We start from the raw sequence: 25,798 nt of genomic DNA on the forward strand, positions 1-25,798 counted from the left end.
GATCCACTAAGCTGGCTTTTATGAGCCATCTTCAACCATTGGCATTTGCCATCGCCTGCTGTTTGTCGCTGACCAGCCTTTCTTGTTGGGCCGAAGACGAGATCTCGTTCAACCGAGACATCCGGCCAATTTTGTCAGACCGGTGCTACTTCTGCCACGGCTTCGATGAGAATCATCGGGCCGCCGACCTGCGTTTAGACATCCGCGAGGAAGCGGAATACGTCTGGGACGTTGACTCGCCAGAAAATTCTGAATTGCTGCTTCGAATCACGAGCGACGATCCCGACATGGTGATGCCGCCACCGAGCGCTCACAAGAAAGCGATCACCGAAGACGAAGTCGCGTTGATCCGCCGGTGGATCGAGCAGGGTGCTCCCTATGAAGCACATTGGTCGTTTGTCGCCCCTGAGAAGGTTGCGACGAAGTCAACCAACCCATCCGACGTGATCGACGAATTGGTGGAGCAGAAACAAAAAGCCCACGATCTTCAGTTCGCTGCCTCGGCAACTCCCGCGAAATGGTTGCGCCGCGTGTCGTTGGACCTGACAGCCACGCCGCCAACGACCGATGAAATGCATGCATTTGAAACAGCGGTAGCGGAACAAGGCGAATCGGCCTACTCGGACGCGGTTGATCGGCTCTTCGCCTCGCCCGCCTACGGTGAACGCATGGCACTCGAATGGCTCGACGTCGCCCGGTACGCCGACACGAACGGTTTCCAGGCCGATGCCTATCGCATGAATTGGCCATGGCGAGATTGGGTTATCCGCGCATTCAATGAGAACATGCCCTACGACCAATTCACGGTGGAACAACTGGCGGGCGATTTGCTTCCGGAACCTACCGAAGATCAGTTGATCGCAACGGCATTCAACCGCAACCACATGATTCAAGCCGAAGGCGGCTCGATCTCCGAAGAAAACATCGCCAAGAACAACTTCGATCGAGTCGAAACCACCGGCACGGCTTGGATGGGACTGACCATCAACTGCTGTCAGTGCCACGATCACAAGTTCGATCCGCTGAAACAGAGCGACTACTACTCAATGATGTCGTTCTTCAATCAAATCAGCGAAACGGGAATGACCAGCAAGAAGCTGAACGTCAAACGCCCCGGCAAACGGTACGACATCAAGTACTGGGTCGACAAACCCTTCATCACCGTGGGGTCCGATGAAGTGAAAGAGCAGCTTGCCGCTGCCCGCGAAGAGGTGAAAGCGGTTCAGGCTGAACTGGATGCCAAACGAGACGAGTATGTTGCCGCAGCACGCAAATGGGTCCAAGAAATTCGCGACGATCCAGAAGAAGGTGCCAAACGCATCAAACCGGGTGAGTACGTGGCGAGGTTCATCTACAACGCCGATCTGAACAACCCGAACAGCAATGCGTTTGGACAGTTGATCAACACCTACTTGGGTCGAAACGAACCGTGGAAGTCCATGAAAGGGCGAATTGCGGAAGCCGAAGCCAAGGCAAACCGACTGCAGGAACAATTGCCGTTGGTGATGGTGATGCGAGACGACAAACCCCGCGAAACGTTTGTGCTGCTGCGAGGCAACTACGAAACACCGGGCGACAAGGTGTCTCCGACCACACCCGAATTCCTTCCTCCCATCGACATCGCCGACGGACGTGGAAAACCGAATCGTTTGGACTTCGCCCGGTGGCTGATGTCACCCGAACATCCGTTGACCTCGCGGGTCACCGTCAATCGATATTGGCAACTGATGTTTGGTCGCGGGTTGGTCGCAACGCCGGACGACTTTGGACTGCAGGGCGAACTACCGACGCATCCTAAACTACTTGATTGGCTGTCAGTCGATTTTCGCGAAAGCGGTTGGGATGTTCAGGCACTGGTCAAGGCAATCGCGCTTTCAAAGACTTATCGGCAATCGGCGGTTGTGGACGCCGAAACGATTGCGAAAGACCCCGAGAACAAATGGCTGGCCCGCGGTGCCCGACAACGTTTGGACTCTCGGATCCTTCGCGACCAAGCCTTGGCTTTGTCCGGTTTGTTGAATTCGGAAATGGGAGGTCTTCCCGTGGCCCCTTACCAGCCCGGAGGAATCTGGGAATCAATGAGTCTGAACAAGAACCACTACATGCGAGACGATGGAAACGATTTGTATCGCCGCAGTCTCTACACCGTATGGCGACGGGTGGTGGCTCCCGCGAACTTCTTCGACGTTCCGAGTCGTCAATCGTGTTCCGTCAAAGTGACCCGAACCAGCACGCCGCTGCACGCGTTGACCACGCTGAATGACACGACCTATGTCGAAGCCGCCAGGGTTTGGGCGGAACGATTGCTGGAAACGGAGGGAGACCAACAACGGCTCACCCAAGCGTTCTTCGCCGCCACAGCAAGGCAACCCAATGACGACGAATTGCAAACGCTTCAGCAAACGTTGCAGCGCAGTCGTCAACACTTTGAATCCGCCACGGAAGAAGCTGCGGAGTTACTTGAAAACGGGGAAGCCCCCGTGACCTCGGACGCGTCGCCGCCCGAGATCGCGGCATGGACATCCGTTTGTTTGCTGATGCTGAATCTCGACGAAACGCTCTGCAAGTAACCTCCGGCACAGCTCACCACTCCATCCCAACCAGGCCCATTTCAACGTTGATCCCATGACCCCACTCGCACTGAATCGTCGATCGTTTCTCGGCGGCATGTCTTTGTCGATTGGCATGCCTGCTTTGCAATCCCTGATGGCCGCCGAAACCTCGGCGTTGCCACACTTTCCCGCCAAGGCTAAACGGGTGATCTACCTGATGCAGTCCGGCGGCCCGTCGCATGTGGACTTGTTTGATGACAAAGAAACGCTTCGCCAGCGGCAGGGTGAGGAGCTTCCCGATAGCATTCTGCAGGGCCTTCGCCAGACGACAATGACGGCGGGACAAAAGTCCAAACCCTGCTTGGCCGCAGCTTGGAACGGAAGCCGTCGTGGAGAGTCCGGCATGTGGGTGAGCGACTTGCTTCCGTACACAGCGGAAATCGTGGACGACCTGTGTTTCGTTCGCAGTCTGCACGGCGAGCAGATCAACCACGCACCCGCCATGACTCAAATGTTGACCGGTCATAACTTGCCGGGTCGCCCCAGCATCGGAGCTTGGTTGACGTACGGTCTTGGTTCCATCGCGGAAGACTTGCCATCGTTTGTGGTCATGACCTCGCAAGACAAAGGCGGGTCCTGCGGGCAATTGTTTTTCGATTACTACTGGGGATCGGGGTTCCTGCCCAGCAAGCATCAAGGTGTGCCGTTCCGAAGCGCCGGTGACCCCGTGTTGTACCTCAGCAATCCAAAAGGAATCTCAAAAAATTCGCGTCGAGACATGCTGGACGCGCTGGCGGAAATGAATCAACACGCCCATCAGCGTTACGCTGATCCTGAGATTGAGACTCGCATCTCGCAGTACGAGATGGCTTTCCAAATGCAAGCCAGCGTTCCCGAGCTGACGGATTTTTCAGATGAGCCGCAGAGCGTCCTGGACATGTACGGCCCCGATGTGAAACGGAAGGGAAGCTATGCTTACAACTGTTTGATCGCTCGCCGGTTGGCCGAACGGGGCACACGATTCGTTCAGTTGATGCACGCCGGATGGGATCAACACGGCAACTTGCCCAATCAGCTTCCGATCCAGTGCCAAGACACGGACCAACCCAGCGCCGCATTGATCAAGGATTTGAAAGCTCGCGGAATGCTGGAGGACACGCTGGTCATTTGGGGCGGCGAGTTCGGCCGCACTCCGTTTGTCCAAGGCGACATCAACAATCCCAAAGCCCACGGTCGAGACCACCACCCGCGAGCCTTCACCATGTGGATGGCGGGCGGAGGCATCCGGCCGGGCACCATCCACGGCAGCAGCGACGAATTCGCTTTTCACGTGGCGGAAGATCCGGTCCACATTCGCGATTTGCAAGCGACATTGATGCATCTGTGCGGTGTCGACCACGAACGATTCACGTTCCGCCACCAGGGATTGGATTTCAAGCTGACAGGAACGGAACCCGCCCGGGTCGTGAACGAAATAATCAACGTTTAGTTGAGCGATTTGCCGGTCCGAACGAATCGCGAGCCGTGGCCAGCCAAGATTCGCGACAGGTGACGACGCAGCAGGTAAACTGACGGAAAATCAATCTGTTTCCCTCAATCGCAATCTCCATATGTCTGATCAACCTACTGTCTCGCCACTCAACCGGCGTGGCATGCTGACCCAAGCCGCCGCCATCGCCGCAGGAACCGCCGCACTCTCCGCATCGTCATCCACGGCGGAAGAAACCTCCACGTCGGCCGCCACGGTGGACGCCAAACAAGGCCGACTGAACCAATCGGTCTGCAAATGGTGTTTCCCCAAGATCTCGCTGGAGGAGATGGCTCGCGAAGTCGCCGCGATGGGAATGATTGGCATTGACCTGCTCGACCCGAAAGACTTCCCTACGCTGAAGAAGCACGGTCTCGTTTGCACCATGGTGCAGTCGCACTCGTTGACCAACGGTCTGTGCGATCCCAAGTTCCATGATGAGTGCTTGGAAAAGATGAACACGGCCATCGAAGCCACCGCGGCGGAAGGCTGGAAGAATGTGATCTGCTTCAGCGGCAATGCTCGCGGAATGGATCGCGAAACCGGCATGAAGAATTGCGTGGACGCACTGAAGAAAATCACGCCGGTTGCTGAAAAGGCCGGAGTGACTTTGCAAATGGAATTGCTCAACAGCAAGGTCGACCACAACGATTACATGTGCGACAACAGCACGTGGGGTGTGGAATTGGTCAAACGTGTTGGCAGCGACAACTTCAAGTTGCTCTACGACATCTACCACATGCAAATCATGGAAGGTGACATCATTCGCACCATCCAACAAAACCATGAGTACTTCGGCCACTATCACACGGCGGGTAACCCGGGCCGGCATGAATTGGATGACAACCAAGAATTGCTATATTCACCGATCGCGAAAGCCATCGCCGACACGGGCTACCAAGGTTTCTTCGCACACGAATTTTTGCCTGTCCGCGACCCCATGACGGGTTTGCGAAACGCGGTGCAGCAGTGCATCGTTTGATCCTGCAATATTCAGTTCGTTGATCCTTCAGCAACGATCGGACGAGCGCGACTGTTCAAAAAAGAAAGGCCCGCTTTGTAGCGGGCCTTTTTCGTTTTCAGGAGCCGATCCCACGCGGAACTAGAACGGCGGCGTGGCCAACGGTGATGAGGCGGTCATTCCCGATGGAACGGTCACTGGTGGTGCTTGCCTGCGTTGAGCCGATGCGTGCTTGGGTGCAGCCACCTTGGTCGTTCCGGGATCGACTTGTTGCTGCAAGACCTTGCTCTCGTCGGGAATGATTCGCAGTTCCAACCGTCCGAAATCTTTGCTTTGCATTTCTTTGATCATGCGAGCCAAAGCGATTCGGTCGCGGCGGGTGGGCTCAAACGATCGCGAAATGATCTTCTTGGGTGCTCGGCCGCCGCGTTCGTACAGTGCAATCCGCAGACGTCCATCGGTCATGAACTCTTTGCTCGAGCCTGGATAGAACTGCCGCCATGATTTGGCGTCTTTGTCGTAGGCCGTCAGCAAGTATCTCGAACGTTGCGTCAGTGGGCGACGCAGAAACTCCTCCGGTGTCAGAGGGTCCTCAATCAAATCACGCACTTCGCGGATCTGGAGGTGACGTCGTCGATAGATCGGACTGGACTCCACCAACGTTGATTCGGGGTAGGTCAGTTCGATTTCCGTGTCAGGGTGAAAGCGGTTCATGGTGTCTCCTTTTGGGCCTGGAATTGGTTGGCTCGAAGACGGACGGCTCGCCCATGGGCGGCCTCGTTTTACGGCTCTTTGTGATTGGGTGTCGAAACGCACTCAGGTCACATTGCATTGTTCGCGAATGGGTGGACACGTTTGGTCAAAAGGGCACGAATCACGGTCTGTTTCGCGGTGAGACGCGAATTTCGGTCCGGTTTACAAGGCTGAACGAAACTTTGCGGCCTCCCGCGAATCGTTTTGCTAAAATGCGAGCGTCCCGCCTTCCTTCCCACCCGAGCCGCTTCATGGTTTGCCACCTCCCGCCCCACCAACTGTCTCGTGCCGTCACATTCTCGGGCGATCGGCAGTTATCGGTCTTCCACCACCATCTGTTTCTTTCCGCGACCGCGTTGATCGGCTGCGCGACATTGCTCGTATGTGTCCCAACGCCCGGTCAAGCCGCTGATTCGTGGCCCGAATTTCGCGGCCCCCGCGGTGACGGCATCGTTCCCAACAGCCACCCACCCATTCAGTTCGGTGAAGAAGACAAGCTGACCTGGAAAACGAAGCTGGAGGGCAAAGCTTGGTCGTCGCCAGTCATTGCGGATGGAACGATTTGGCTGACCTCGGCGGTAGAGATCATGCCGACGGATGAGGAGCGGGTCGCACTGCTGAAGAACACCGACAACGATGAACGCAAGTTCAAACAGTTGGCGATTGCGAAGGCAATCGAATTGAAAGCTTTGGAAGTCGACTTCGAGACCGGTCAGTTGAAGCGAACGATCGAACTCACCACGGTTGAACAACCCGATGCCATCCATTCATTGAACAGCTACGCATCGCCGACACCCGTGATTGATGGCAATCGGTTGGTTTGCCACTTCGGAACCTTTGGCACGTTTTGCTTGGACCGCAGCAGCGGCGAACGAATATGGGAACGCACGCTGCCACTGAAGCACGCCGTCGGACCAGGAAGTTCACCCATCATTCACGACGGCAAGGTGATTCTGATTCAAGACGGGATGGAACGTCAGTACGTGGCCGCGCTCGATCTCGAGACGGGATCGACGTTGTGGGAAACCGATCGTCCACCGATGGAAGCGCCGACGGGTGATCAAAAGAAAGCGTACTGCACTCCGATCGTGATCACGGACGCGAATGGTCGCGAACAACTTCTCTGCATGGGATCGCAGTGGATGGTTTCCTACGACGCGAAAACGGGAAATGAGTTTTGGCGTCTTTACCACGGCAAAGGTTTCTCCGTGGTCCCACGTCCGATCTTTGACGGCAAGACCGTTTACTTTGCGACGGGATTTGGAAAGCCGCAGTTGTGGGCCGTGACGGTGGACGGAAACGGTGACGTCACGGACACGCATGTCTCATGGACGCTGAAGAAGAGCATTCCAGCCAAACCTTCGCCAGTGATTGCCGACGGCTCGATCTACATCGTTGATGACAACGGCGTCGCTTCCTGCATCGACAGCGAGGATGGTTCGAACGTGTGGTCAGAAAGACTGGGCGGTAAATTTTCCGCCTCGCCGATTTTGGCCGGGGGTCACATTTACTTCTGCAACCACAGCGGCGAAGTGTTTGTGATCAAACCGGGCGAAGAGTGCGACATTGTGCAGACGAACCAAGTGGACGGCCAAATCATGGCGTCACCGGCGGTGATCAACGATGCAATGATCTTGCGGACCGACACCGCACTCTACCGTTTCGATCGCTGAAGCGGTCCAGCGAGCACGCCAGTCGGCTCAGCTTGATTTTGGGCCGACGGGAACTCGTTTGGCTTTGCGGTTGTTTTCTTCTAATCGCCGGGCGGTCTCGTCGCGATACAACTGAGTCGTGGTCTCGGCTGCCTCGTTCTGATCTTCCTGGGCTCGCTTCAGCAATTTGCTGGCGATGATGGGGTGGGTGAATCCGTGAACGGTTTGGATGAAAGCGGGGTTCATGGCAATGCGTCGCTGTTTTGGGTAGCGGTGATAGCGTGAGCAAAAATTCGCGATGACCTCCGTGGCCTCGCGATGATGCTTTTTCAAAAATGCAACTCCTGTACCGAAAGCCGGCGGACGCTTTGGAAGGAAGGCGAATTCGCCGCATTTGCCCCAAAGACACGCCTTTCCGCGAAGAAAGTCGAGCCGCCGGTTTTCCGCGGAGCCCGGATGTAGCGATCAAACGGATCACAACGCAACGCCGTCAATTTCGCGACATCGATTTGGTTCGGATCACTAGCAAACGAGGGGGCGAGCAAACATCCTCTGGCCATCCCTGCGATCGATCCCAAATTTCCCAGATCGAAGATCGATCGCTTTTTTGCAGCGGCCAGTCATTGGCCTCCCGTTGGACAGCCCCACCAACAACATGAACGACGAACGAAAATTTTCTCGCGAAGCCGGCGACCATCGCACTCCGCGCCCGAAGAGTCACATCACCGCGAATCCGCAACCGGGTGCCTGCGAACTTGGATCACCTGAGCAACGAGCCACCAATCTGCTGGATCAAATTGGCTGGCGAATGGACGCGGCCAAGCAACCTCCGAAGCCGGACACCCGATGCGAGCACGGCGACGAGCCGGCGTCGGTCGACGATTCGCAGTCAGGCCCGCTCGCGGACAGTGACACCGCGGACAGTGACACCGCGGAGCCCCCGGCCGACATCTGAAGCCGGGAACCCAAAACGAGTTCAATCCTGAAAGCTTGTCAGGCTTTCGTTTCTTAACACGAGCTTTGACAACGCGACCAAATTGTTTTCGTTTGCAAGTGTTTTGCGGGGCGAACCTCCAGCCGTCACCCTCTAGCGGGCCTTCGCGGGACAATCCGCGGCAATCGTCCACGGGCGTCTCCACTGCCGCTTCCGAAAACCGTCCATCACGGTATGATTTTCGGACATGACTAAACACATTTTTGTTACCGGCGGCGTGGTCAGTTCCCTCGGAAAAGGGTTGACCAGTGCATCGATCGGCATGGTGCTCGAACGACGTGGCTTGCGAGTTCGAATGCAGAAACTGGATCCGTACATCAACGTCGATCCGGGAACGATGAGCCCCTACCAACACGGCGAGGTTTACGTGTTGGACGATGGGTCGGAAACCGATCTCGACCTGGGCCACTACGAACGATTCACCTCCGGCAAATTGAATCGCGACTGCAACTACACCACGGGCCAGATCTATCTGTCGGTGATCGAAAAGGAACGTCGCGGACAGTTCCTGGGAAAAACCGTTCAGGTCATTCCTCACGTGACCAACGAGATCAAACGCGTGATCAAACGCATGGGCGGCGATGACGTCGATGTGGTGATCACCGAAATCGGTGGCACGGTTGGCGACATCGAAAGCCTGCCTTTCTTGGAAGCCATCCGACAATTTTCGTTGGATGCCGGTCGCGAGAACTGTTTGTACATGCACCTGACTTTGGTGCCGTACCTAAAAGCGGCAGACGAACTGAAAACCAAACCCACGCAACACTCCGTTGGGCAACTGCGTGAAATCGGGATCCAACCCGACGTTTTGGTTTGTCGTTGCGAGCAATCCATCAGCCGCGAAGACCGCGACAAGATCGCTTTGTTCTGCAACGTCGAACCCGAAGCGGTGATCGAAGAGAAGGACAAAGACTTCTCCATCTACGAGGTGCCACTGTCGCTGGTCGACAACAAGCTGGACGAGTTGATTGTCAAAAAACTGGGCCTGACCTCGGCGGGCAGTTTGGACATGACCCCCTGGAACGATTTGCTGCATCGGCTTCGCAACCCACGACACGAGTTGTCGATCGCGGTGGTTGGCAAGTACGCCGAGCACAAGGATGCCTACAAGTCGATCTACGAATCACTCGATCACGCGGGGATGCACCACGACGCTCAGATTCGAATCGGTCGCATCCAAAGCAGCGATATCGAACGCGAAGGGGCGGAACGTCTGCTAAGTGGATATCACGGCATTTTGGTCCCTGGCGGTTTTGGGGAACGCGGCGTTGAGGGCAAGGTGCAAGCGATCCAGTTTGCACGCGAACGCAACATTCCATTCTTTGGGATCTGCTTGGGCATGCAGACGGCTGTGATCGAGTACGGCCGAAACGTGTTGGGACTGGACAAAGCTCACTCGACCGAATTCGACAAAGACACTCCTCATCCGGTGATCTGCTTGCTGGATGAACAGCTCAACGTGACCGACATGGGCGGCACCATGCGGCTGGGAAGTCAGCCGACTCATTTGGCCGCTGAGTCCAAGGCAATTGCCGCGTACGGGTCCGAAGAGATCGCCGAACGCCATCGCCATCGTTACGAATTCAACAACGATTACCGCAAAGCGTTTGAAGAAGCGGGCATGCGATTTTCCGGACTCAGCCCCGATGGCGGGTTGGTGGAGATCGTCGAAATTGAATCGCACCCTTGGTTCTTGGCGGCTCAATTCCACCCTGAATTCAAAAGCAAACCACTGAAGGCTCACCCGTTATTCGCGGACTTTATCGAAGCGGCGATCACACGCCGGAAGCAACGTGTCGCGGAAGAGATCGCAACCGACTCGAAGTAAGACTTTGACGAAGCGGAAAATGGCGACGGCTGAGAGCCGGCGGCCGGCCGCTCACTTCATCCTCTTTTACCTGATTTGCCATGACAAACTCTGATCCTCAACCAAACGAAACAGACGAGTCGCCTCAAATCGTGGTGGACTCGGACTGGAAAGAACAAGTCGCCAAGGAAAAAGAAGCCTTGGCTGAGAACGCGGATTCGACCGGCGAAACGAAATCCGCCGAAACGACGCCGGCGGATTCCAGTGCGTCGCAGTTGCCGCCCGCCAGTTTCGAAGTGCTCGTGTCGATGCTTTTCACCCAGGGCATGAGTGCTTTGGGACAAATTCCGATGCCTGGCCAGGACGAGCCCCAAGTCGACAAACCGATGGCAAAGCATTCGATCGACACGTTGGAAGTCTTGTCCGAAAAGACCCAAGGCAATTTGTCGGACACCGAATCGAAGATGCTCGCCGAGGCCACGCACGCATTGAGGATGGCCTACGTCAGCACACGCGGGTAGAGTGAACCCTCGGGTTTTTGGATTCGCTTCTCGCACTCGCCAAACGCTGTCATGCCATCCTTCGTTCGATCTTTGTTGCGTGACCCTTCGGGATTTTCACGCATCGTGGCATCCCTTTTCGCGATTGTCCTTTCGGTCGGGCTCTTTTTGCCAACCGTCCGAGCACAAGACGACGCGAATGCGGCAACCGCTGACAAGGATTCGGCGGCGGTGGCGATGTACGCCGACGCGGCCAACTTCCAAACCAATGGCGCGATCGATCTGGCGATCGACACCTGGCAAAAGTTTCTGAAGCAATTCCCCGAAAGCCCGCTAGCGTCAAAAGCATCGCACTATCTGGGCGTGTGCTACATGCAGCGTGACACGCCGGATCTCAAAGCCGCCGCGGACGCTTTCGCCGTGGCGCTCAAGGACAAGAAGTACGAACTTCGCGAAGAAAGTCTTTCCAATCGCGGATGGTGCCTCTACGCAGCCACCGGTTCGGATGACGCTGCCGACGAAAAATTACTACGTGAGGCAGTCGACACTTACAACATGTTGACGCGGGAGTTCCCCGACTCGCGACTGCTCGATCGTGCATATTTCTACCGTGGTGAATCCCAGTACTCGCTGGGTGACTTGGACGCGGCCGTGAAGTCCTATGACGCCATGCTGCAATTGGACGATGTGGGCGATTCTCCTTTGCGATGCGATGCGTTGTACGCACGCGGCGTCGCTTTGGAAGAACTTGAGCGTTTTGATCAGGCTCAATCTTCCTACCAACAACTCTTGGATGCGTGTGCCGGATCGGAATTGATCGTCGACGTCCAGATCCGCATGGGCGACATGGATTTATTGCAGGGGAAACTTGACTCCGCCATCAAGCAATTCGCCGCCGTTACATCCAACACGTCCGCCACCGAAGATGATCGGGCTTACAGCTTCTTTCGCCAAGGATTCGCACACGCACAAAATGGCTCACCGGGGGACGCTTCCAAGTCTTACGAAGCCTTGCTCTCGGAATACCCCGAATCACCCTACGCAGCGGCGGCAACACTCGCGTCGGCACAGACGTTGTATCAGGCCGGCGACTTGGACGCCGCCGCGAAACGCTTTCGTGATGTGCTGGAGGGAAGCGATCCGGAAGCCGCGACAGAATCCGCTCACTGGCTGGCTCGCATTGAACTCGGCAAAGCCAACCGTGATCCGGCGCAGGCAACCGAACCCGCAAAGACCGCTCTCAAGGTGGCTTCGAGCCGAATCGAGAAAGGCCCCCAAGGCAAATTCGCGGTCGCATTGAAGCTGGATGCAGCCGAGGCGTTGTCATTGCTACCAGAAAGACTCGATGAAGCCTTCGAACGTTACCGACAAATCTCTCAGGAACACGCCGACCATCCACTCGCGCCACGTGCTCTTTACAACGCAGCGTTTGTGGCGTTGAAGCTTGGAAAGGCGAACGACGCGATTCAGCTAGCCAACGAGTTTGAACAAAAGCACGCCAACGATCCGCTGGCTCCGGACGCTTCGTTCGTGGGCGCGGAGGCATTGCTTGCGAATAGCAAACCTGCGGAAGCAGCAGCTCAATATCAGGAACTGATCAACAACACGCAGCATCGAAATCATCCGGAACGATCCACCTGGATTTTGCGTGCTGCGACCGCTTGGAAAGCAGCGGATCAACCCGAGAAGACCATCTCACTGGTTCGCGAAAATCTTGATGGGTTGAAATCGCCCGACCAGAAAGCCGAGGCTTTGATGCTCGCGGGGCAATCGGAGCTGGTACTTGGAAAGGCGGACGAGGCAGCCGCGACCTTCCAACAGAGCCGCGAAGTGTCGCCGGAGTGGTCGCGTTCGGATGAAGCGTTCCTGATGGCCGGCCAGTCTCAACTGAAGGCGGGCAAACGCGATGCGGCCGAAGGGATTTGGAAGGAGCTCGTTCGCACGGCACCCGAGACACGCGCCGCGGACCAAGCCCGTTACAAACTGGGGCAATTGGCCAGCGGCGACAAGAACTTCGCTCAGGCCATCGAATACTTCCAGCCGGTATTGGATGCCAAACGTGACACTGCGTTGCTGCCCTTCGCCCGCTACGCGATGGGCATGGCCCAACTGCAATCGCAGCAGTACGACTCGGCCGCAGCCAGTTTGACCGACGTCATCACAGAATCGCCCGATCACTCGTTGATGGACGATGCCTTGCTGGCTCGCGGGATCGCGCGGCGAAACCTGAATGAGGATGCGGCCGCGCGAGCCGATTTGCAGGCTTACTTGAACACGGAACCAACGGGTAACAATCTGGGACACGCGTTGTACGAACTAGCGTTGCTCGATCAAAACGCTTCCCAAACGCAAACCGCTGCGGAAACGTTGCAACGCATTGTGACGGAGGTTCCCAACTATCCGGACATGGACAAGGTGCTCTACGAGTTGGGCTGGTCGCTTCGCGAGAGCGGGCAAGAAGACCAAGCTCTGCAACGCTTTGAAGAATTGATCCAGCGTTTCCCCGAAAACGAACTGGTGGCGGATGCGGCTTACTTCGTTGGACAAAACCACTACCAAAACGAGCGGTGGTCCGAAGCAGCCAAAGCGTTTCAAATCGCGGCGGACAAGAGCAACGACTTGGATGCCAAAGAGAAGTCGCTTTATCGACTCGGGTGGTGCTTTTACAAGCAAGGGCAGTACGCGGACGCCGAAGCCGCATTCAAACGTCAGTATGTGGAGGTCCAGCAAGGCAAACTGTTGTTGGACTCAATGATGATGATCGGCGAATCGCGTTTCAAACAGGAGAACTTTGAGACCGCTTTGCGAGCGTATTCCAAAGCACGCGAAAAGATCCAAGCCGATGATGATTCGGCCAAAACACTCCGCGATGCTGCCGAACGGCAAGTGCGTGAGTTGATCTTGCTCCACGGCGGTCAGAGTGCGGCGCAGCTGAGTCAATTCGAAGACGCAATCGGATGGTATGACGAACTGCGTGAACGTTTTCCAGCAACGGCCTATCTTCCCCAAGTGTTCTATGAACTCGGATATGCCGCCCAAAATGTGGGGGATGACGAAAAGGCATTGAATTTCTATTCGCAAGTCGCGGACAATTATCGCAACGAAATCGCGGCGCGAGCCAGGTTCATGATGGGCGAGATTCACTTCGCTCAGAAAGCGTTCGACAAAGCGATTCCAGAATTCCAACGGGTGATGTTTGGATTTGGCGCCGACAAAGCGGACCCCGTCATCAAGAATTGGCAAGCAAAGAGCGGTTTTGAGGCGGGACGCTGTGCTGAGTTGCTGATGCAGTCAGCGCAAACCAGCACCGCCAAGGCGAAAGCCGCTCAATTCGCCAAGGACTTCTATCAGTACGTGATCGACCAACATCCCGGACATGAATTGGCTGCAAAGGCCAAGCAACGGGCGGAGGCACTGAAAGCATCGTGAGATTCCTATCCAACGCCCGTCGCAAGCAGCGTTTCCAACTGAGCATCGCGTTGCTTTGGTCGATGACATTGGTGTTCGCCGCTCCCGCCTTGCTGCCAGATCAACGCCTGTTGGCTCAGGATTCGGCTGAACCAGCCGGTACACCGGGGAGCATCGTCGACGCGGCTGATATTCAGTCGGTGATGAACGACGAACCGACTCAGCAACCTGGATCGGACCAGCCATCCGGCATCGACCTGCTGTCGCTGATTGCTCGTGGTGGACGCTTCATGATCCCCATTGGCTTGATGAGCATGTTAGTGGTGACGCTTTCCGTTGAAAGAATGCTTTCCTTGCGAACGGAGAAAATTCTCCCACGCTCGCTGGTCAATCAGATCACGGACTTGGCAGCGAAACATGAGTCATTCCCGCCCAGCACGGCACAAGAGATTTGCATTGAAAATCCGTCGCCAGCAGCTCGCGTGGTGTCAGCGATGCTGATGCGAACGGGCCAACCTCTGGGCGACATCGAACGCGCGGCGGGGGAGGCATTGCAACGCGAAGCGGATCGCTACGCGGGTCCAGTTCGTTGGCTGACACTGGCCGCTGCGGCGACTCCATTGATGGGATTGCTGGGAACTGTTTGGGGCATGATCGTTGCTTTCCATGAATCCAGCACGCTGACCGCCGACCGCAGCCGCAGCGAACAACTCTCCGAAGGCATCTACACCGCGTTGGTCACCACGTTGGCGGGTTTGGCCGTCGCCATTCCCGCGGCCATTTTGGCTCAATACCTTGAGAACCGAATCGCGAAATTGTTCCATCGGATCGAAGAACTGGCGTTCGTGATCGCTCCTGGATTGGTGCGATTCGTTGGCCGTTCACGGATGGATGAGGAGGGTCAATTGCGACCGCTGGACAACGGCACGCCACCACCGATGGCCATTCATTCACCGCCTCCCGTCGCTTCGTCGTGATCGATCATGGCAGTTCAACTTAAACGATCCAACGTCGCTGGGACGCTGAGCCTGACACCATTGATTGATGTGGTGTTCTTGCTGCTCATCTTCTTTTTGGTGACCAGCGAATTTGAAGACGAGGAACGTCAACTCGACATTGTGCTCCCATCGGCGACCAGTGCCGTCCCGATGACCAGCAAACCACGCGAGGTGGTGGTCGACATCGATGCCGACGGCACCGTGTATTTGCGAGGTGAGGCAACGCCTTTGGAGGAACTGGAAAAACTGCTTCAGAAAGCGGTGGCTAGCAACCCAACCAATCAGACGGTCGTGATTCGAGCGGACCAGAACGCCAGCTTCCAACCGGTGGTCAACGTGATGGATGTTTGCAATCGCACGGGAGTGAGCGATTACTCGGTGTCCACCAAAGATGGTCCGGCGGGCTGAACCGGTGAATCAAGATCCCCAACTGTTCGATGAAATGACGGATCCCGACGACGAGCGCATGTGGCCGCTCGACGTCGCGTTGGTCTCGTTGATCGGGCTGATCCTTTACATGATCCTGGGGTACCTTTCGTTCGATGACCCGCGGCCGCTGTACAACGCTTGGACCTACGTCGTGGCGGTGCCGTTGATCGGCGTCGGTTTTGGTTTTGCACTGCACCAATTCGCATCCAAGTACGTTCAGAAATCATTCCAACTTGGTTTTCTGTTCAGTGTTTTCGTCCACCTGCTGTTGGTGATTTTGGCGGTTCGCTGGGTCATCTTTCCGCACTACTTTCCGGAAGCTTTCGCGGGGGTGAAGCCCGACCGTTCACCCATCCGCAAAACGGTGCCGGAATATCTTTTTCAAAAGCCAGAAGAAACCAACGCGGTGACGCCGGATTGGTCGCAACCCGTGGATGCGGAAACGACTTCACAGGTGATACCGCTCGAGCAACGACAAATGCCGCCGGTCAAACGCTCGGCTCCGCGAATGGAAATCCCTCAACCGGATCAAGAACAACCCCGTGAACCGGAAAAGTTCTTGATGAAGCGAGTTCAACCGGAAATGGCTCAACCACAACCCGCGGAATCACCATCCCGTTTGGCACGACGACGCCAGCCGACCGAGCCTTTGCCACAATCGCAATCGTCGCCACAAGCACCGGAGATTCAGACCGCTGTGAAGCCAGCTCCGGCGGAATCGCCCGCGGAGCGCGCAGCCGAACCTGCTGCACGTGAACCACAACGACAACGAAGTGGAGCCTCGATTGCGGCGGCCGCCGATGCGGCTCCAATGCAATCCAACGAAACGTCCGCCACACCCATGCCATCGCCTCGGTCCATGGCGGAATCCATGCCGACTGTTGGTTCGGCGGGTTTGGCCCGTCAACGCAGCCAGCGCCAGCGTCCGACGCGACAAGCCGCTGCGGGAGCTGCCCCCACGCCGCCAACCGTTTCCATCGCGAAGATCGAAGTCGATGCGGAACGCATGTTGACTCCGGAACTCACCCCCATTCAACGAACCAGTTCCGCCGTCGGTGCCAACGTGACGTTGTCTCCTGGTGAAGCCGCCACGGCCGCGGTGGATTCACTCCCGACAACAGGGCAGGGCGATTTACCTCAAGCCGCGAAACTGGCCACCATGGCTGGCCTCCCGGATGCGATCGCAAGCTCGTTCAGCCGTCCACGATCCGCGAAAAGGCGTGCCGTCGGACGTCGAGGATCTACCGAAACGGCCTCGCCCGATTCCGGGGCCATCGCACAGATGTTGGCGGAGGCCGATGGAGCGGACTCCGGTGCATCGGGAACCAATCCCAACGAAGCCGCCGCGGAACGTGCGTTGGAAAATGCGACTCGCTCGACGGGTACAAAGGCGGATGCGTCGTCTGTCGCTGACCTGAGCCAGGCGGCCGATCCTCTGTTTGACCTGAACGCCCCGGATGGCCCGGCGGGCTTGGCGATGCAACCAGCAGAAAAAGCCGGCATCGTTCCGTCGGATGGGCCAGTGGAAATCGCTGCTCTGGACCTGACTCGCGGAACCAGAAAACGACAAAAGGTCGGTGGTCCAGTCACGCCAGCGGGCCTGTCCATCGCCGCGGTCGAGCAATTCAGTCGACGCGTCAAACGAACCAATGGTGGTGCGGCCCCGGCTCCCGCGGGCATGGTCGGACCGGCAACCGAAGAAGCGATTGAATTGGGGCTGGCTTACCTGGCCACGCTGCAAAAAGAGGATGGAAGCTGGTCGCTACAGGGACACGGCGATGATGTGATCTTGCAATCGGACACGGCCGCAACCGGTTTGTGCCTGCTGGCTTATCAAGGTGCCGGCTACACCCATCGCCAACACCAATACGCGTCGACCGTTGCCAAAGGATTGAAATTTCTGATCGACAACCAACGCACCAATGGTGATTTGTACCGACGGGAAAATCTGCTCAGCGATCAAAACGTCGCGTTCTATTCCCATGGCATTGCCTCGTTGGCGCTTTGCGAAGCCTACGGCATGACACAGGATCCCGAACTCCGCGAACCCGCGCAGATGTGCTTGAACTACGTCGAAGCAACCCAGCATAAGCAGCGTGGCGGATGGCGATACACTCCCCAGGTCAGCAGCGACACCAGCGTGACAGGCTGGATGATGATGGCTCTTAAGAGCGGCGAACTGTCTGGATTGACCGTGTCACCGAACACCTACGCTGGCATCGACCGCTGGTTGGAATTGGCCAAAGCCAGTCCGACCGAGCGAGACCGTTACCGGTACAACCCATTTGCTCCCAACACACCCGCGCAGGCCCACGGTCGCCGTCCGACTCCGACCATGACTGCCGTCGGCATTCTGATGCGTATGTACTCGGGATGGAGTCGCGAAAACGAGGACATGCAGTCCGCCGCCGCATACATCGCGAAATTCCCACCAAGCGTTGGCACCAGCCGCGCTCCACAACGCGACACCTACTATTGGTACTACGCGACTCAGGTCATGTTCCACATGGGCGGAGAATACTGGGACGAATGGAACCAGTACCTCAATCCGGTGTTGATCGAGAGCCAGATCAAACGCGGCCCCGAAGCGGGAAGCTGGGACCCAGAATTGCCGGTGCCGGATCGTTGGAGCGCTCATGGTGGACGACTGTACGTCACCACAATGAACTTGCTGAATCTCGAAGTCTATTACCGCCACCTGCCGATCTACGAAGAGACCGGCGCGCAGCCGACGCCCTAGTCACGAGACAATTCGCGGTCCGACAATCACACGTGTTGATCGTCAGGACGAGGAGCCTCGATTGCGAGAGCGTCGTTTTTTGCCACCGCCCTGTGATTTACCCGCCTCTTTCGCGGCCGACTTTCGCCCGACGGTGCTGCCCCTTCGCGAAACACTGCCTTCCGCTCGCCCGCGTCGTCGCCGTCCACCGCTTTTCGCGCCACCAGGTTTCGCCGTCCCATCAGCGTTCCGACCGGCTCCCGATCCCGAAGCCCGACGCTGACCACCGGATGCGCCCGAGCGACGATTGCCAGATGATTTCGAAGAGTCGGTGCCTGGATCAGCCAAAGGACGAGCCTGACATCCAGGCAAACCTTTCATCACCGGGATGTCTCGTTTAATGTGACGCTGGATCGCCAGGAACAACTTGGTTTCGTGGCCGGCACAGAACATCACCGTTTGTCCTTCGCGGCCCGCTCGCCCGGTTCGGCCGATGCGGTGCACGTAGGCTTCCGGTGTGTTGGGCGTGTCGTAATTGATGACCGTTTGAATGCCATCAATGTCAATTCCTCGCGCGGCGACGTCGGTTGCGACCAAGACATCGAGTTCTTCGTTCTTGAACTTGTTCAAGGTACGGACTCGGTTGGCCTGAGTTTTATTGCCGTGGATCGCCGCGGCCTTCAGCCCCGCTTTGACCAATCGGCGAGCCACCGCGTCGGCCCCGTGTTTGGTGCGAGTGAACACCAAGGTGGAACCGGTCGCTTGGCTATGAAAGTACTCTTTCAACAACGATGGCTTGTCTGCCTGTGCCACAAAACAAACGGCTTGATCAATGCGTTCAACCGTCGGCTTTTGCGGTGCGATCCGTATCGTCACCGGTTCCACCAGGATCTCATCCGCCAACTTGCGAATGGGACCGGGCATCGTGGCTGAGAACAGCAGGTTTTGTCGCTCGGATGGCAACAACTTCAGGATGCGTTTGACATCGGGAAGGAATCCCATGTCCAGCATGTGGTCGGCCTCATCCAGCACCAGAATCTCGACGTCTTTCAAATCGACGAAACCCTGGCTGACCAAATCCAACAAACGCCCCGGAGTCGCCACCAACGTGTCCACGCCGGACTGCAATTCACGGACTTGCGGGTTTTGGTTGACCCCGCCAAAGATCACGGTGCTACGGAGTTTTGTTTTCTTTCCGTAGATGCGAAAGTTCGATTCAATTTGCGCCGACAATTCGCGAGTCGGTGACAACACGAGGGCGCGGATCGGCCGTCGACCGGGGCGTTTGCGTCCCCGAGGTTGCGATCGGTTTTCTTGGTCGTCTTCCCACAGCAATTGCAATATTGGCAATGCGAACGCTGCCGTCTTTCCCGTGCCGGTCTGTGCGGCACCGAGAACGTCATAACCGTCCAGGATTTCGGGGATCGACTGAGCTTGAATGGGGGTGGGAGTCTTGTAGCCGGCCTTTTCCAGGCCATCCAACAACGGGGCGGCAAGCCCCAAATCTTCAAAGGTTTTCAAAACAGGGTCCAAAGTTGGAAACGAATCACGCTCAACGTGAAGTTTGCAATCAGCGAGCCGTCGAATTCCGTCCGGTTTCCGTCCCCGGTATCCATCGCGTGCTCGCCCCAGGACCAAGATGGTGTTCCCTGAATCACAGCCATGTGACACGTCGGAGACCCAATGAACCCGGATGCATCGGCCGAAAGTTCGCTCATTTCATTGCGGCGGCCGGTCGACAAAGACTATCTATCTTCCAGCAAAAGTCCATTGCAAATCGTGCTACCGCCGGACGAATGCTCGCCTATTCCCCACTACTTCGGCTCTGCGGGGACACTGCAGAAGTGGTGAAAGATGGGCTAGGCCATCCGGCCGAGAACCGATTTGGCTCGTCGGCTGGCACCTTGCAGATCGTCAGCGGAACATTCCGCGAGCATTTGCAATGATTCGCGAGAGCTTTCGCTGATCGCATCCATCCGCCCCAGCATCGTGGCGCACCAATAAAGCTGATCCGCCTCAACGGCCGACCACGACTGACTCGCCGCTCCGTTGGTAAAAGTTGACTGCATCACCGAGGCAATCTCCGCTTCTTCCTCCGTCGACGGCTCCGCGGGTCCCGACAGAACCTCCGTTGCCCAAGTGCGAATTTCTTCGTCGTCGGATTGCAAGGCGACCAAGCAGCCGACCGTCTTGCCCGTCACTTTCTCTTCGCGTGCCAACGCCTCCAGCTCGGCCAAAGTCAATTCGTTTCGCTTCATTGCTTCGTTCGTTTCTATGTGGGAAGGGTACCGGGCTACTCAAACCTCAATCGTCCAAGCACTCTCTTAAGAATTCCATGGTGTGCATCACTCGTGGAACCGGATGCCCCGCACTTGCCGACTGTTGCAAATGCGTTTGCAGTTGCGTCAGACACCCAATGTTCCCACTGACAACGACCGGAGCTCCCGTTGCCAATACCGCCTTGGCCTTTCGCCGCCCGAGTTCACTTGCAACTTCGGGTTGATCGATGTTGTACGTTCCCGCCGACCCACAGCACAAATGCGATTCGCTCACATCGACCAGTTCCACGCCGGGGATCCGGCACAACAATTCGCGTGGTTGCAAACGGACTCCCTGTGCATTGGCCAGGTGACAGGCATCTTGATAAGCCACACGCAGCATGGATTCACCATCTCGCAAGGATGGCGGCCGTCTCAATCGCAACCGATCAGCGTGCTCGGAGACCACCAAGGAAACATCACGCACCAAACTGGCGAACTCAGCAGCCCTCGTCTCCATGTCAGTCCCGCGGAGAATCATTTCGTACTCTTGCATGCCGGATCCACACCCAGCCGCATTGGTCACGATCGCATCGAACGTTTGCTCCCTTGCAAGAAACGCAGCGATGTTGTGTCGAGCAAACGCAGAGGCCCGTTTTCCGTCTCCCACATGCCACGTCAACGAACCGCAACAACCTTGCTCAGGCGGAACGATCACTTCCAAACCAATGTGAGTGAGAACTGCGATCGTGGCGTCGTTGATCTGCGGAGCCAAAACCTGCTGAGCACACCCTGCCAACAAGGCAACTCGTCCGACCGATTCTCCCAATGCCGGATAGCTTGGCTGAAGCGTGCTGCGACTGGGCAGTTCGCTTGGCAGCAACTCCAGCATCGGCCGCAGCGACGACGGCACGAGCTTGACAAGCGATCGCGTCATGATGCCCAACTTGGCGGCCAATCGAAATCGTCCGGGGTAGGGAAGCGTTTGGGCCGCCAACCAGCGACGCAACCGTTGAGGCCATGCCGTTCGCACACGATCATGAACCAACGCTCGATACGGACTGAGCAAGTGCCGGTAGGACACACCCGAAGGACACGCTGGCTCACATGCCAAACATCCCAAACAAGCGTCCAGATGCGGCGCGGCCTGCTCGGCCGGCATCGATCCTTCCAGCACCTCTTTCATCAGGATGATGCGTCCGCGCGGCGTGTCCGATTCACGCTGCAGCACGTCGTAGGTGGGACAGGCCGACAAACAAAAACCACATCGGATGCAAGTGTTCACAGCCTCCGACATGGAATCGGCGTTGGGACCAGACGTGGCAATGGGAATCTCATGTTGCATTCGCGATCAACCTTTCACCTTCGGCATCAAATGCCTATGGGTCGATGTGTGCTGGTGCATCGGTTTCCCAAAAACAAACGGCGCGAAACGCTGGTGGGGATCGATACCTCTCGCCACCCGAAGCACAACCTCGTCATGTCTCCAGATTCCAATCCCGCATCCCGTGCGTTCGCTGCCTTCGCACGTTTCATCGACGTTCAGGAGCGTCCCCGCGAGCCCATGTCGGCACAACCAATCGTGCAATTCTTGAACCGTTCCGCTGCCTCGGATGAACATCACGTTGCCCGCCAAACCAAAGTGAACGTGCCATGAGTTGTCATTCAAAGACTTGGGAAAATCCTCCTGCAACACGTTCATCTGACGCGGCGTGATCGGCACGCGGACTGAGACCGCTGCTTGATGATTCAGCAACAAGTCCCAAACCGACGCTGCGGCTTCTTCTGGCAATTGCTGGGGAGCAGGACCATCGACGGTGGACTGAATTCGTTCCACAGTGGCTCGCACCACGGATTGGGGGCCCGGTATTCGCAGGACGATCGCCCACCCCTTCGCCCCAATGTCCTCGCCTGTTTGGGAAGTCAAGGCGGAAAATGTGCCGGGTGAACACAACTCGATCGCATCGATCTCGATTGGCATTCGAGTGAGCGACTGCATGTACTCGGCGGCTTCACCCAGCGATTCAAAATGGATCGCCCAAGTTTGCGGTGATTCAGATTGAGGAAAAACCTTGAACGTCAAACGCGTCAGCACCCCCAATCGCCCAAGGCTGCCGACCATCAACTTTGGGAAGTCGAACCCAGCCGCATTCTTCACGACGGGAGCCCCCGTGTGCACCTCGTTGCCCAAACCATCGAGAAACGATGCTGCCAGGATGAAGTCTCGCAGCCCACCATAACGCCAACGTCCGGGACCGCTCCATCCAGATGCGACGCAACCACCGATCGTTGCATTTGCATTCGCTCGCGGTGGGTCAAAGGGCAACGTTTGTCCGTGCTGAGCCAACGCTTGCATCACGTCACGGACCGGAGTGCCCGACGCGACCGAGATCGTGAACTCCGATGGGTCGTACTGAATGATGCCAGACAAGCATCGCGCCGAAAAGCGTTTCGGCGCGGACGTCGACGGCGCATCGAGAAACGGTTTTGACAATCCCGGTTTGCTACAGCTGCCAACCGGAATCAATCTCGCATCGTCCGCACCGGCTTCCCAATCGCGAATCAGTTGTGACCAGTGCGTCACTGATTCGGGGGCTTCGACGGATGGCAACGGATCGAGATCGCCGGATGACTTTGGCTCAGTCACGAAAGATCACCCCCGCTTTTTCCAACGGGTGCAAACCGGACGTCGTCAACGCGGGTGCCAATGCATCGGGAAACATCTTGCCAGGATTGCAGATTCGGTGAGGGTCCATCTCAGCTCGGACACGATGCATCAGATCGATCGTCGCCTCATCAAACATTTCCGAAAAGACTTCGCGTTTCTCGATGCCCACGCCGTGCTCGCCAGTGATGGATCCTCCCATCTCGATGCACAATCGAAGGATCTTCTGAGCAAACGCGTTCGCCTTGTCAAAGGCCCCGGCGATCTTGCCGTCATACATGATCAACGGATGCAAATTGCCATCGCCCGCGTGAAAGACATTCGCCACGGGAACTCCACATTCTTGGCTCAACGCTTCGATCCGTTCCAAGGCTTCGCCCAATCGACGTCGCGGAACCACGCCGTCCTGAACAATGAAGTCGGGACTCAAACGACCGGCGGCCGAAAAGACGGACTTGCGTCCTTTCCAAATGGCTAACCGCTCGGCATCGTTCTTAGCGATCTCCACCGCGGATGGTTGAGTCGATTGAATGACGTCCGTCAGGATTTGCTTTTCAACTTCCACACGTTGAGCGGAACCTTCCAACTCAACAATTAGCACACTGTTGGCGTTCTTGGGGTAACCACATGCCACGGCGGCTTCGGCGGCGCGAATCGACATCGCATCCATGATTTCCATCGCCCCCGGAAGCAAATTCGCGGCGATGATCTCGCCCACGGCATTGCCGGCTTCGCGAATGGTGTCGTAGCCAATCAGAACCGTGTGAAAGGTTTCCGGCAGCGGTAGCAAGCGTAACGTCGCCTGCAACGCGATGCCCAGCATTCCTTCGTTGCCGCAAAAGAATCCGGTTGAATCCGGCCCGGTATGTTCCAGCGATGCTCCGCCAAGACTGGTCACCGTGCCGTCGCCGAGAACGACATCCATCGCCAAAGTGTGTCCGGCCGTCATGCCGTACTTCAAGCAATGAGCCCCGCCTGAATTGAAGGCGATATTGCCGCCAATCGTGCACACGGATTGGCTGGACGGATCGGGGGCAAAGTACAAACCGTGTGGGCGTGCGGCTTGCGACACGGCCAGGTTCACCACGCCGCACTGGACCGTTGCCGTGCGTTCAAGAGGATCCACGTGCAGAACGCGATTCAGTCGATTCAGCGCGATCACAACCCCATCACGATGGGGCATCGCGCCGCCGGAGAGGCCCGTGCCGCTGCCTCGAGCAACCAAGGGCACCGAATGTTCGTGACACCACCGGACCGTTGAGATGACCTCGTCGGCGGTCTCCGGAAAGACCACGCCGCGAGGTCGAGTGGTGTACGCGAGCAACCCGTCTGATTCGAACGCCGCTTGAGCCGCCGGATCGGTCCGAAACCGATCGGCGGGAAACAGCTCTGCCAAACCAGTCAGGTCGTCAGGTTTCACTTCACGTCTTTCCAACTGCGCGTGGCGGCACTGTCCAGGACCGCATCGCAAACGCGTTGGGTTTCCAAGGCGTCGCGGAAGGTTGGACCGGCGGGCTGATCCGATTCCAACGACTTCAAGAAGTCAGCGACTTGGTGCACGAAGGTGTGCTCGTATCCAATTTGCAATCCTGGCACCCACCAGTTGCCCATGTAAGGCTGATCGCCGTCGGTCACGTGCACGCTGCGCCAGCCACGGACAATTCCGTCGTCGCTGTGATCGAAGTACTCGAGACGGTGCAGGTCATGCAAATCCCAACGGATCGAAGCATGCTCACCGTTGATTTCCAACGTGTAGAGCGCCTTGTGACCACGAGCGTAACGCGTTGAGTCGAACAGTCCCAACGATCCATTTTTGAAGTGGCAGTGGAATGCACACGCATCGTCGATCTTGACGGGTGTCTTCTCACCGGTCTCGGCGTGGACGCGTTCTTTCACGAACGTTTCGGTGACAGCCGAGACGTCTTCGATGCTTCCGTTCAGCCACAACGCGGTGTCGATGCAGTGGGCCAGCAAGTCACCGGTCACGCCGCTACCAGCCGCTTCCGCATCCAAACGCCAAGTCGCCGCTCCTCCCTGAGGAACGTCCGCGTTGATGGTCCAGTCCTGCAGGAAGTTGGCACGGTAATGGAAGATTCGTCCCAAGCGACCTTCGTCAATCAATTGCTTGGCCAACGTGACGGCCGGAACGCGACGGTAGTTGTACCAAACCATGTTGCGAACACCGGCCTTTTCGACCGCTTCGCACATCTCGATGCCTTCCTCGGTATTCATTGCCAATGGTTTCTCACAGAGAACCATTTTGCCGGCTTCGGCGGCAGCGATCGAAATTTCTTTGTGCAGGTTGTTGGGCGTGCAAACATCGACCGCGTCGATGTCGTCGCGTTTCAGCAATTCACGCCAATCGGTTTCGACCGACTCGTAACCTTGCTGTTCCGCGAATTGTTTCGCCTTCTCTTCGTTGCGCGCACAAACCGCTTTCAAAACGGGATGATATTCCAAGTCGAAAAATCGCGGTGCTTGACGGTACCCGTTGGTGTGCGTGCGGCCCATGAAGCCGTAGCCAATCAGGCCAATGTTCAGAGGTTTCATTCGTATTGATCAGGGGAAAGAAAG

20 protein-coding genes are annotated in these 25,798 nt (G+C 57.0%); 11 read left to right on the forward strand and 9 right to left on the reverse strand.

Annotated features, from left to right (window positions below; translation table 11 throughout):
- The first annotated feature begins 20 nt into the window (after positions 1-20).
- The 3 genes from LOC70_RS09040 to LOC70_RS09050 all read left to right on the forward strand — a co-directional run bounded on the left by LOC70_RS09040 (position 21) and on the right by LOC70_RS09050 (position 5,062).
- Positions 21-2,570, forward strand: a complete 2,550-nt coding sequence (locus LOC70_RS09040) for a PSD1 and planctomycete cytochrome C domain-containing protein (protein WP_230253284.1) — start codon at positions 21-23, stop codon at positions 2,568-2,570.
- Positions 2,571-2,625: 55 nt separating this feature from the next.
- Positions 2,626-4,041, forward strand: a complete 1,416-nt coding sequence (locus LOC70_RS09045; protein WP_230253285.1) for a DUF1501 domain-containing protein — start codon at positions 2,626-2,628, stop codon at positions 4,039-4,041.
- Positions 4,042-4,162: 121 nt separating this feature from the next.
- Positions 4,163-5,062, forward strand: a complete 900-nt coding sequence (locus LOC70_RS09050; RefSeq protein WP_230253286.1) for a hydroxypyruvate isomerase family protein — start codon at positions 4,163-4,165, stop codon at positions 5,060-5,062.
- 120 nt (positions 5,063-5,182) lie between these two features.
- Here LOC70_RS09050 and LOC70_RS09055 read toward each other — a convergent pair whose 3' ends face one another.
- The gene (locus LOC70_RS09055; RefSeq protein WP_230253287.1) at positions 5,183-5,755 is read right to left on the reverse strand and encodes a hypothetical protein; all 573 of its coding nucleotides are present in this window, start codon (positions 5,753-5,755) and stop codon (positions 5,183-5,185) included.
- Between the two features lie 290 nt (positions 5,756-6,045).
- Here LOC70_RS09055 and LOC70_RS09060 point away from each other — a divergent pair, with 290 nt between their 5' ends.
- Positions 6,046-7,467 (forward strand): outer membrane protein assembly factor BamB family protein, encoded by a 1,422-nt coding sequence (locus tag LOC70_RS09060; protein WP_230253288.1) that lies wholly within the window; start codon positions 6,046-6,048, stop codon positions 7,465-7,467.
- A gap of 27 nt (positions 7,468-7,494) precedes the next feature.
- Here LOC70_RS09060 and LOC70_RS09065 read toward each other — a convergent pair whose 3' ends face one another.
- Positions 7,495-7,692 (reverse strand): hypothetical protein, encoded by a 198-nt coding sequence (locus LOC70_RS09065; protein WP_230253289.1) that lies wholly within the window; start codon positions 7,690-7,692, stop codon positions 7,495-7,497.
- Between the two features lie 409 nt (positions 7,693-8,101).
- Between LOC70_RS09065 and LOC70_RS09070 the strand changes: the two genes are divergently transcribed.
- The 7 genes from LOC70_RS09070 (at position 8,102) to LOC70_RS09100 (ending at position 18,322) form a co-directional block, all read left to right on the forward strand.
- Positions 8,102-8,401 carry a hypothetical protein gene (locus LOC70_RS09070; RefSeq protein ID WP_230253290.1) on the forward strand — a complete coding sequence of 100 codons (300 nt, stop codon included), beginning with the start codon at positions 8,102-8,104 and terminating at the stop codon, positions 8,399-8,401.
- 226 nt (positions 8,402-8,627) lie between these two features.
- Positions 8,628-10,268: a CTP synthase gene (locus LOC70_RS09075; RefSeq protein ID WP_230253291.1), complete on the forward strand. Its 1,641-nt coding sequence runs from the start codon at positions 8,628-8,630 to the stop codon at positions 10,266-10,268.
- Positions 10,269-10,348: 80 nt separating this feature from the next.
- Positions 10,349-10,768 (forward strand): DUF1844 domain-containing protein, encoded by a 420-nt coding sequence (locus LOC70_RS09080; protein ID WP_230253292.1) that lies wholly within the window; start codon positions 10,349-10,351, stop codon positions 10,766-10,768.
- A gap of 51 nt (positions 10,769-10,819) precedes the next feature.
- Positions 10,820-14,176, forward strand: a complete 3,357-nt coding sequence (locus LOC70_RS09085) for a tetratricopeptide repeat protein (RefSeq protein WP_230253293.1) — start codon at positions 10,820-10,822, stop codon at positions 14,174-14,176.
- Between the two features lie 38 nt (positions 14,177-14,214).
- Positions 14,215-15,132, forward strand: a complete 918-nt coding sequence (locus LOC70_RS09090) for a MotA/TolQ/ExbB proton channel family protein (protein ID WP_315857240.1) — start codon at positions 14,215-14,217, stop codon at positions 15,130-15,132.
- 6 nt (positions 15,133-15,138) lie between these two features.
- Positions 15,139-15,561, forward strand: coding sequence for an ExbD/TolR family protein (locus tag LOC70_RS09095; RefSeq protein ID WP_230253295.1), 423 nt, complete (start codon positions 15,139-15,141; stop codon positions 15,559-15,561).
- Positions 15,562-15,619: 58 nt separating this feature from the next.
- Complete coding sequence (locus LOC70_RS09100) at positions 15,620-18,322, forward strand: hypothetical protein (RefSeq protein WP_390889027.1); 2,703 nt, start codon at positions 15,620-15,622, stop codon at positions 18,320-18,322.
- Positions 18,323-18,364: 42 nt separating this feature from the next.
- Here the strand turns inward: LOC70_RS09100 and LOC70_RS09105 are convergent, their stop codons facing one another.
- From LOC70_RS09105 to LOC70_RS09135, 7 genes are all read right to left on the reverse strand, one after another.
- The gene (locus LOC70_RS09105) at positions 18,365-19,834 is read right to left on the reverse strand and encodes a DEAD/DEAH box helicase (RefSeq protein WP_390889028.1); all 1,470 of its coding nucleotides are present in this window, start codon (positions 19,832-19,834) and stop codon (positions 18,365-18,367) included.
- On the reverse strand, positions 19,819-20,019 hold the full coding sequence (locus tag LOC70_RS09110) for a hypothetical protein (protein ID WP_230253298.1): 201 nt from the start codon (positions 20,017-20,019) through the stop codon (positions 19,819-19,821). The genes LOC70_RS09105 and LOC70_RS09110 overlap by 16 nt, the downstream gene beginning before the upstream one ends.
- Positions 20,020-20,160: 141 nt before the next feature.
- Entirely contained in the window at positions 20,161-20,559 is a 399-nt protein-coding gene (locus LOC70_RS09115; protein WP_230253299.1) for a hypothetical protein, read from the reverse strand.
- 46 nt (positions 20,560-20,605) lie between these two features.
- Positions 20,606-21,904, reverse strand: coding sequence for a heterodisulfide reductase-related iron-sulfur binding cluster (locus LOC70_RS09120; RefSeq protein ID WP_230253300.1), 1,299 nt, complete (start codon positions 21,902-21,904; stop codon positions 20,606-20,608).
- Positions 21,905-21,910: 6 nt separating this feature from the next.
- Positions 21,911-23,206, reverse strand: coding sequence for an FAD-binding protein (locus LOC70_RS09125; RefSeq protein WP_230253301.1), 1,296 nt, complete (start codon positions 23,204-23,206; stop codon positions 21,911-21,913).
- Complete coding sequence (locus tag LOC70_RS09130; protein WP_230253302.1) at positions 23,199-24,644, reverse strand: FAD-binding oxidoreductase; 1,446 nt, start codon at positions 24,642-24,644, stop codon at positions 23,199-23,201. The genes LOC70_RS09125 and LOC70_RS09130 overlap by 8 nt, the downstream gene beginning before the upstream one ends.
- Positions 24,641-25,774 carry a Gfo/Idh/MocA family protein gene (locus tag LOC70_RS09135; RefSeq protein ID WP_230253303.1) on the reverse strand — a complete coding sequence of 378 codons (1,134 nt, stop codon included), beginning with the start codon at positions 25,772-25,774 and terminating at the stop codon, positions 24,641-24,643. Before LOC70_RS09135 ends, LOC70_RS09130 begins: the two co-directional genes overlap by 4 nt.
- Positions 25,775-25,798: the final 24 nt, after the last annotated feature.

It is taken from the genome of Rhodopirellula halodulae (assembly GCF_020966775.1).
Classification (GTDB): Bacteria; Planctomycetota; Planctomycetia; order Pirellulales; family Pirellulaceae; genus Rhodopirellula; species Rhodopirellula halodulae.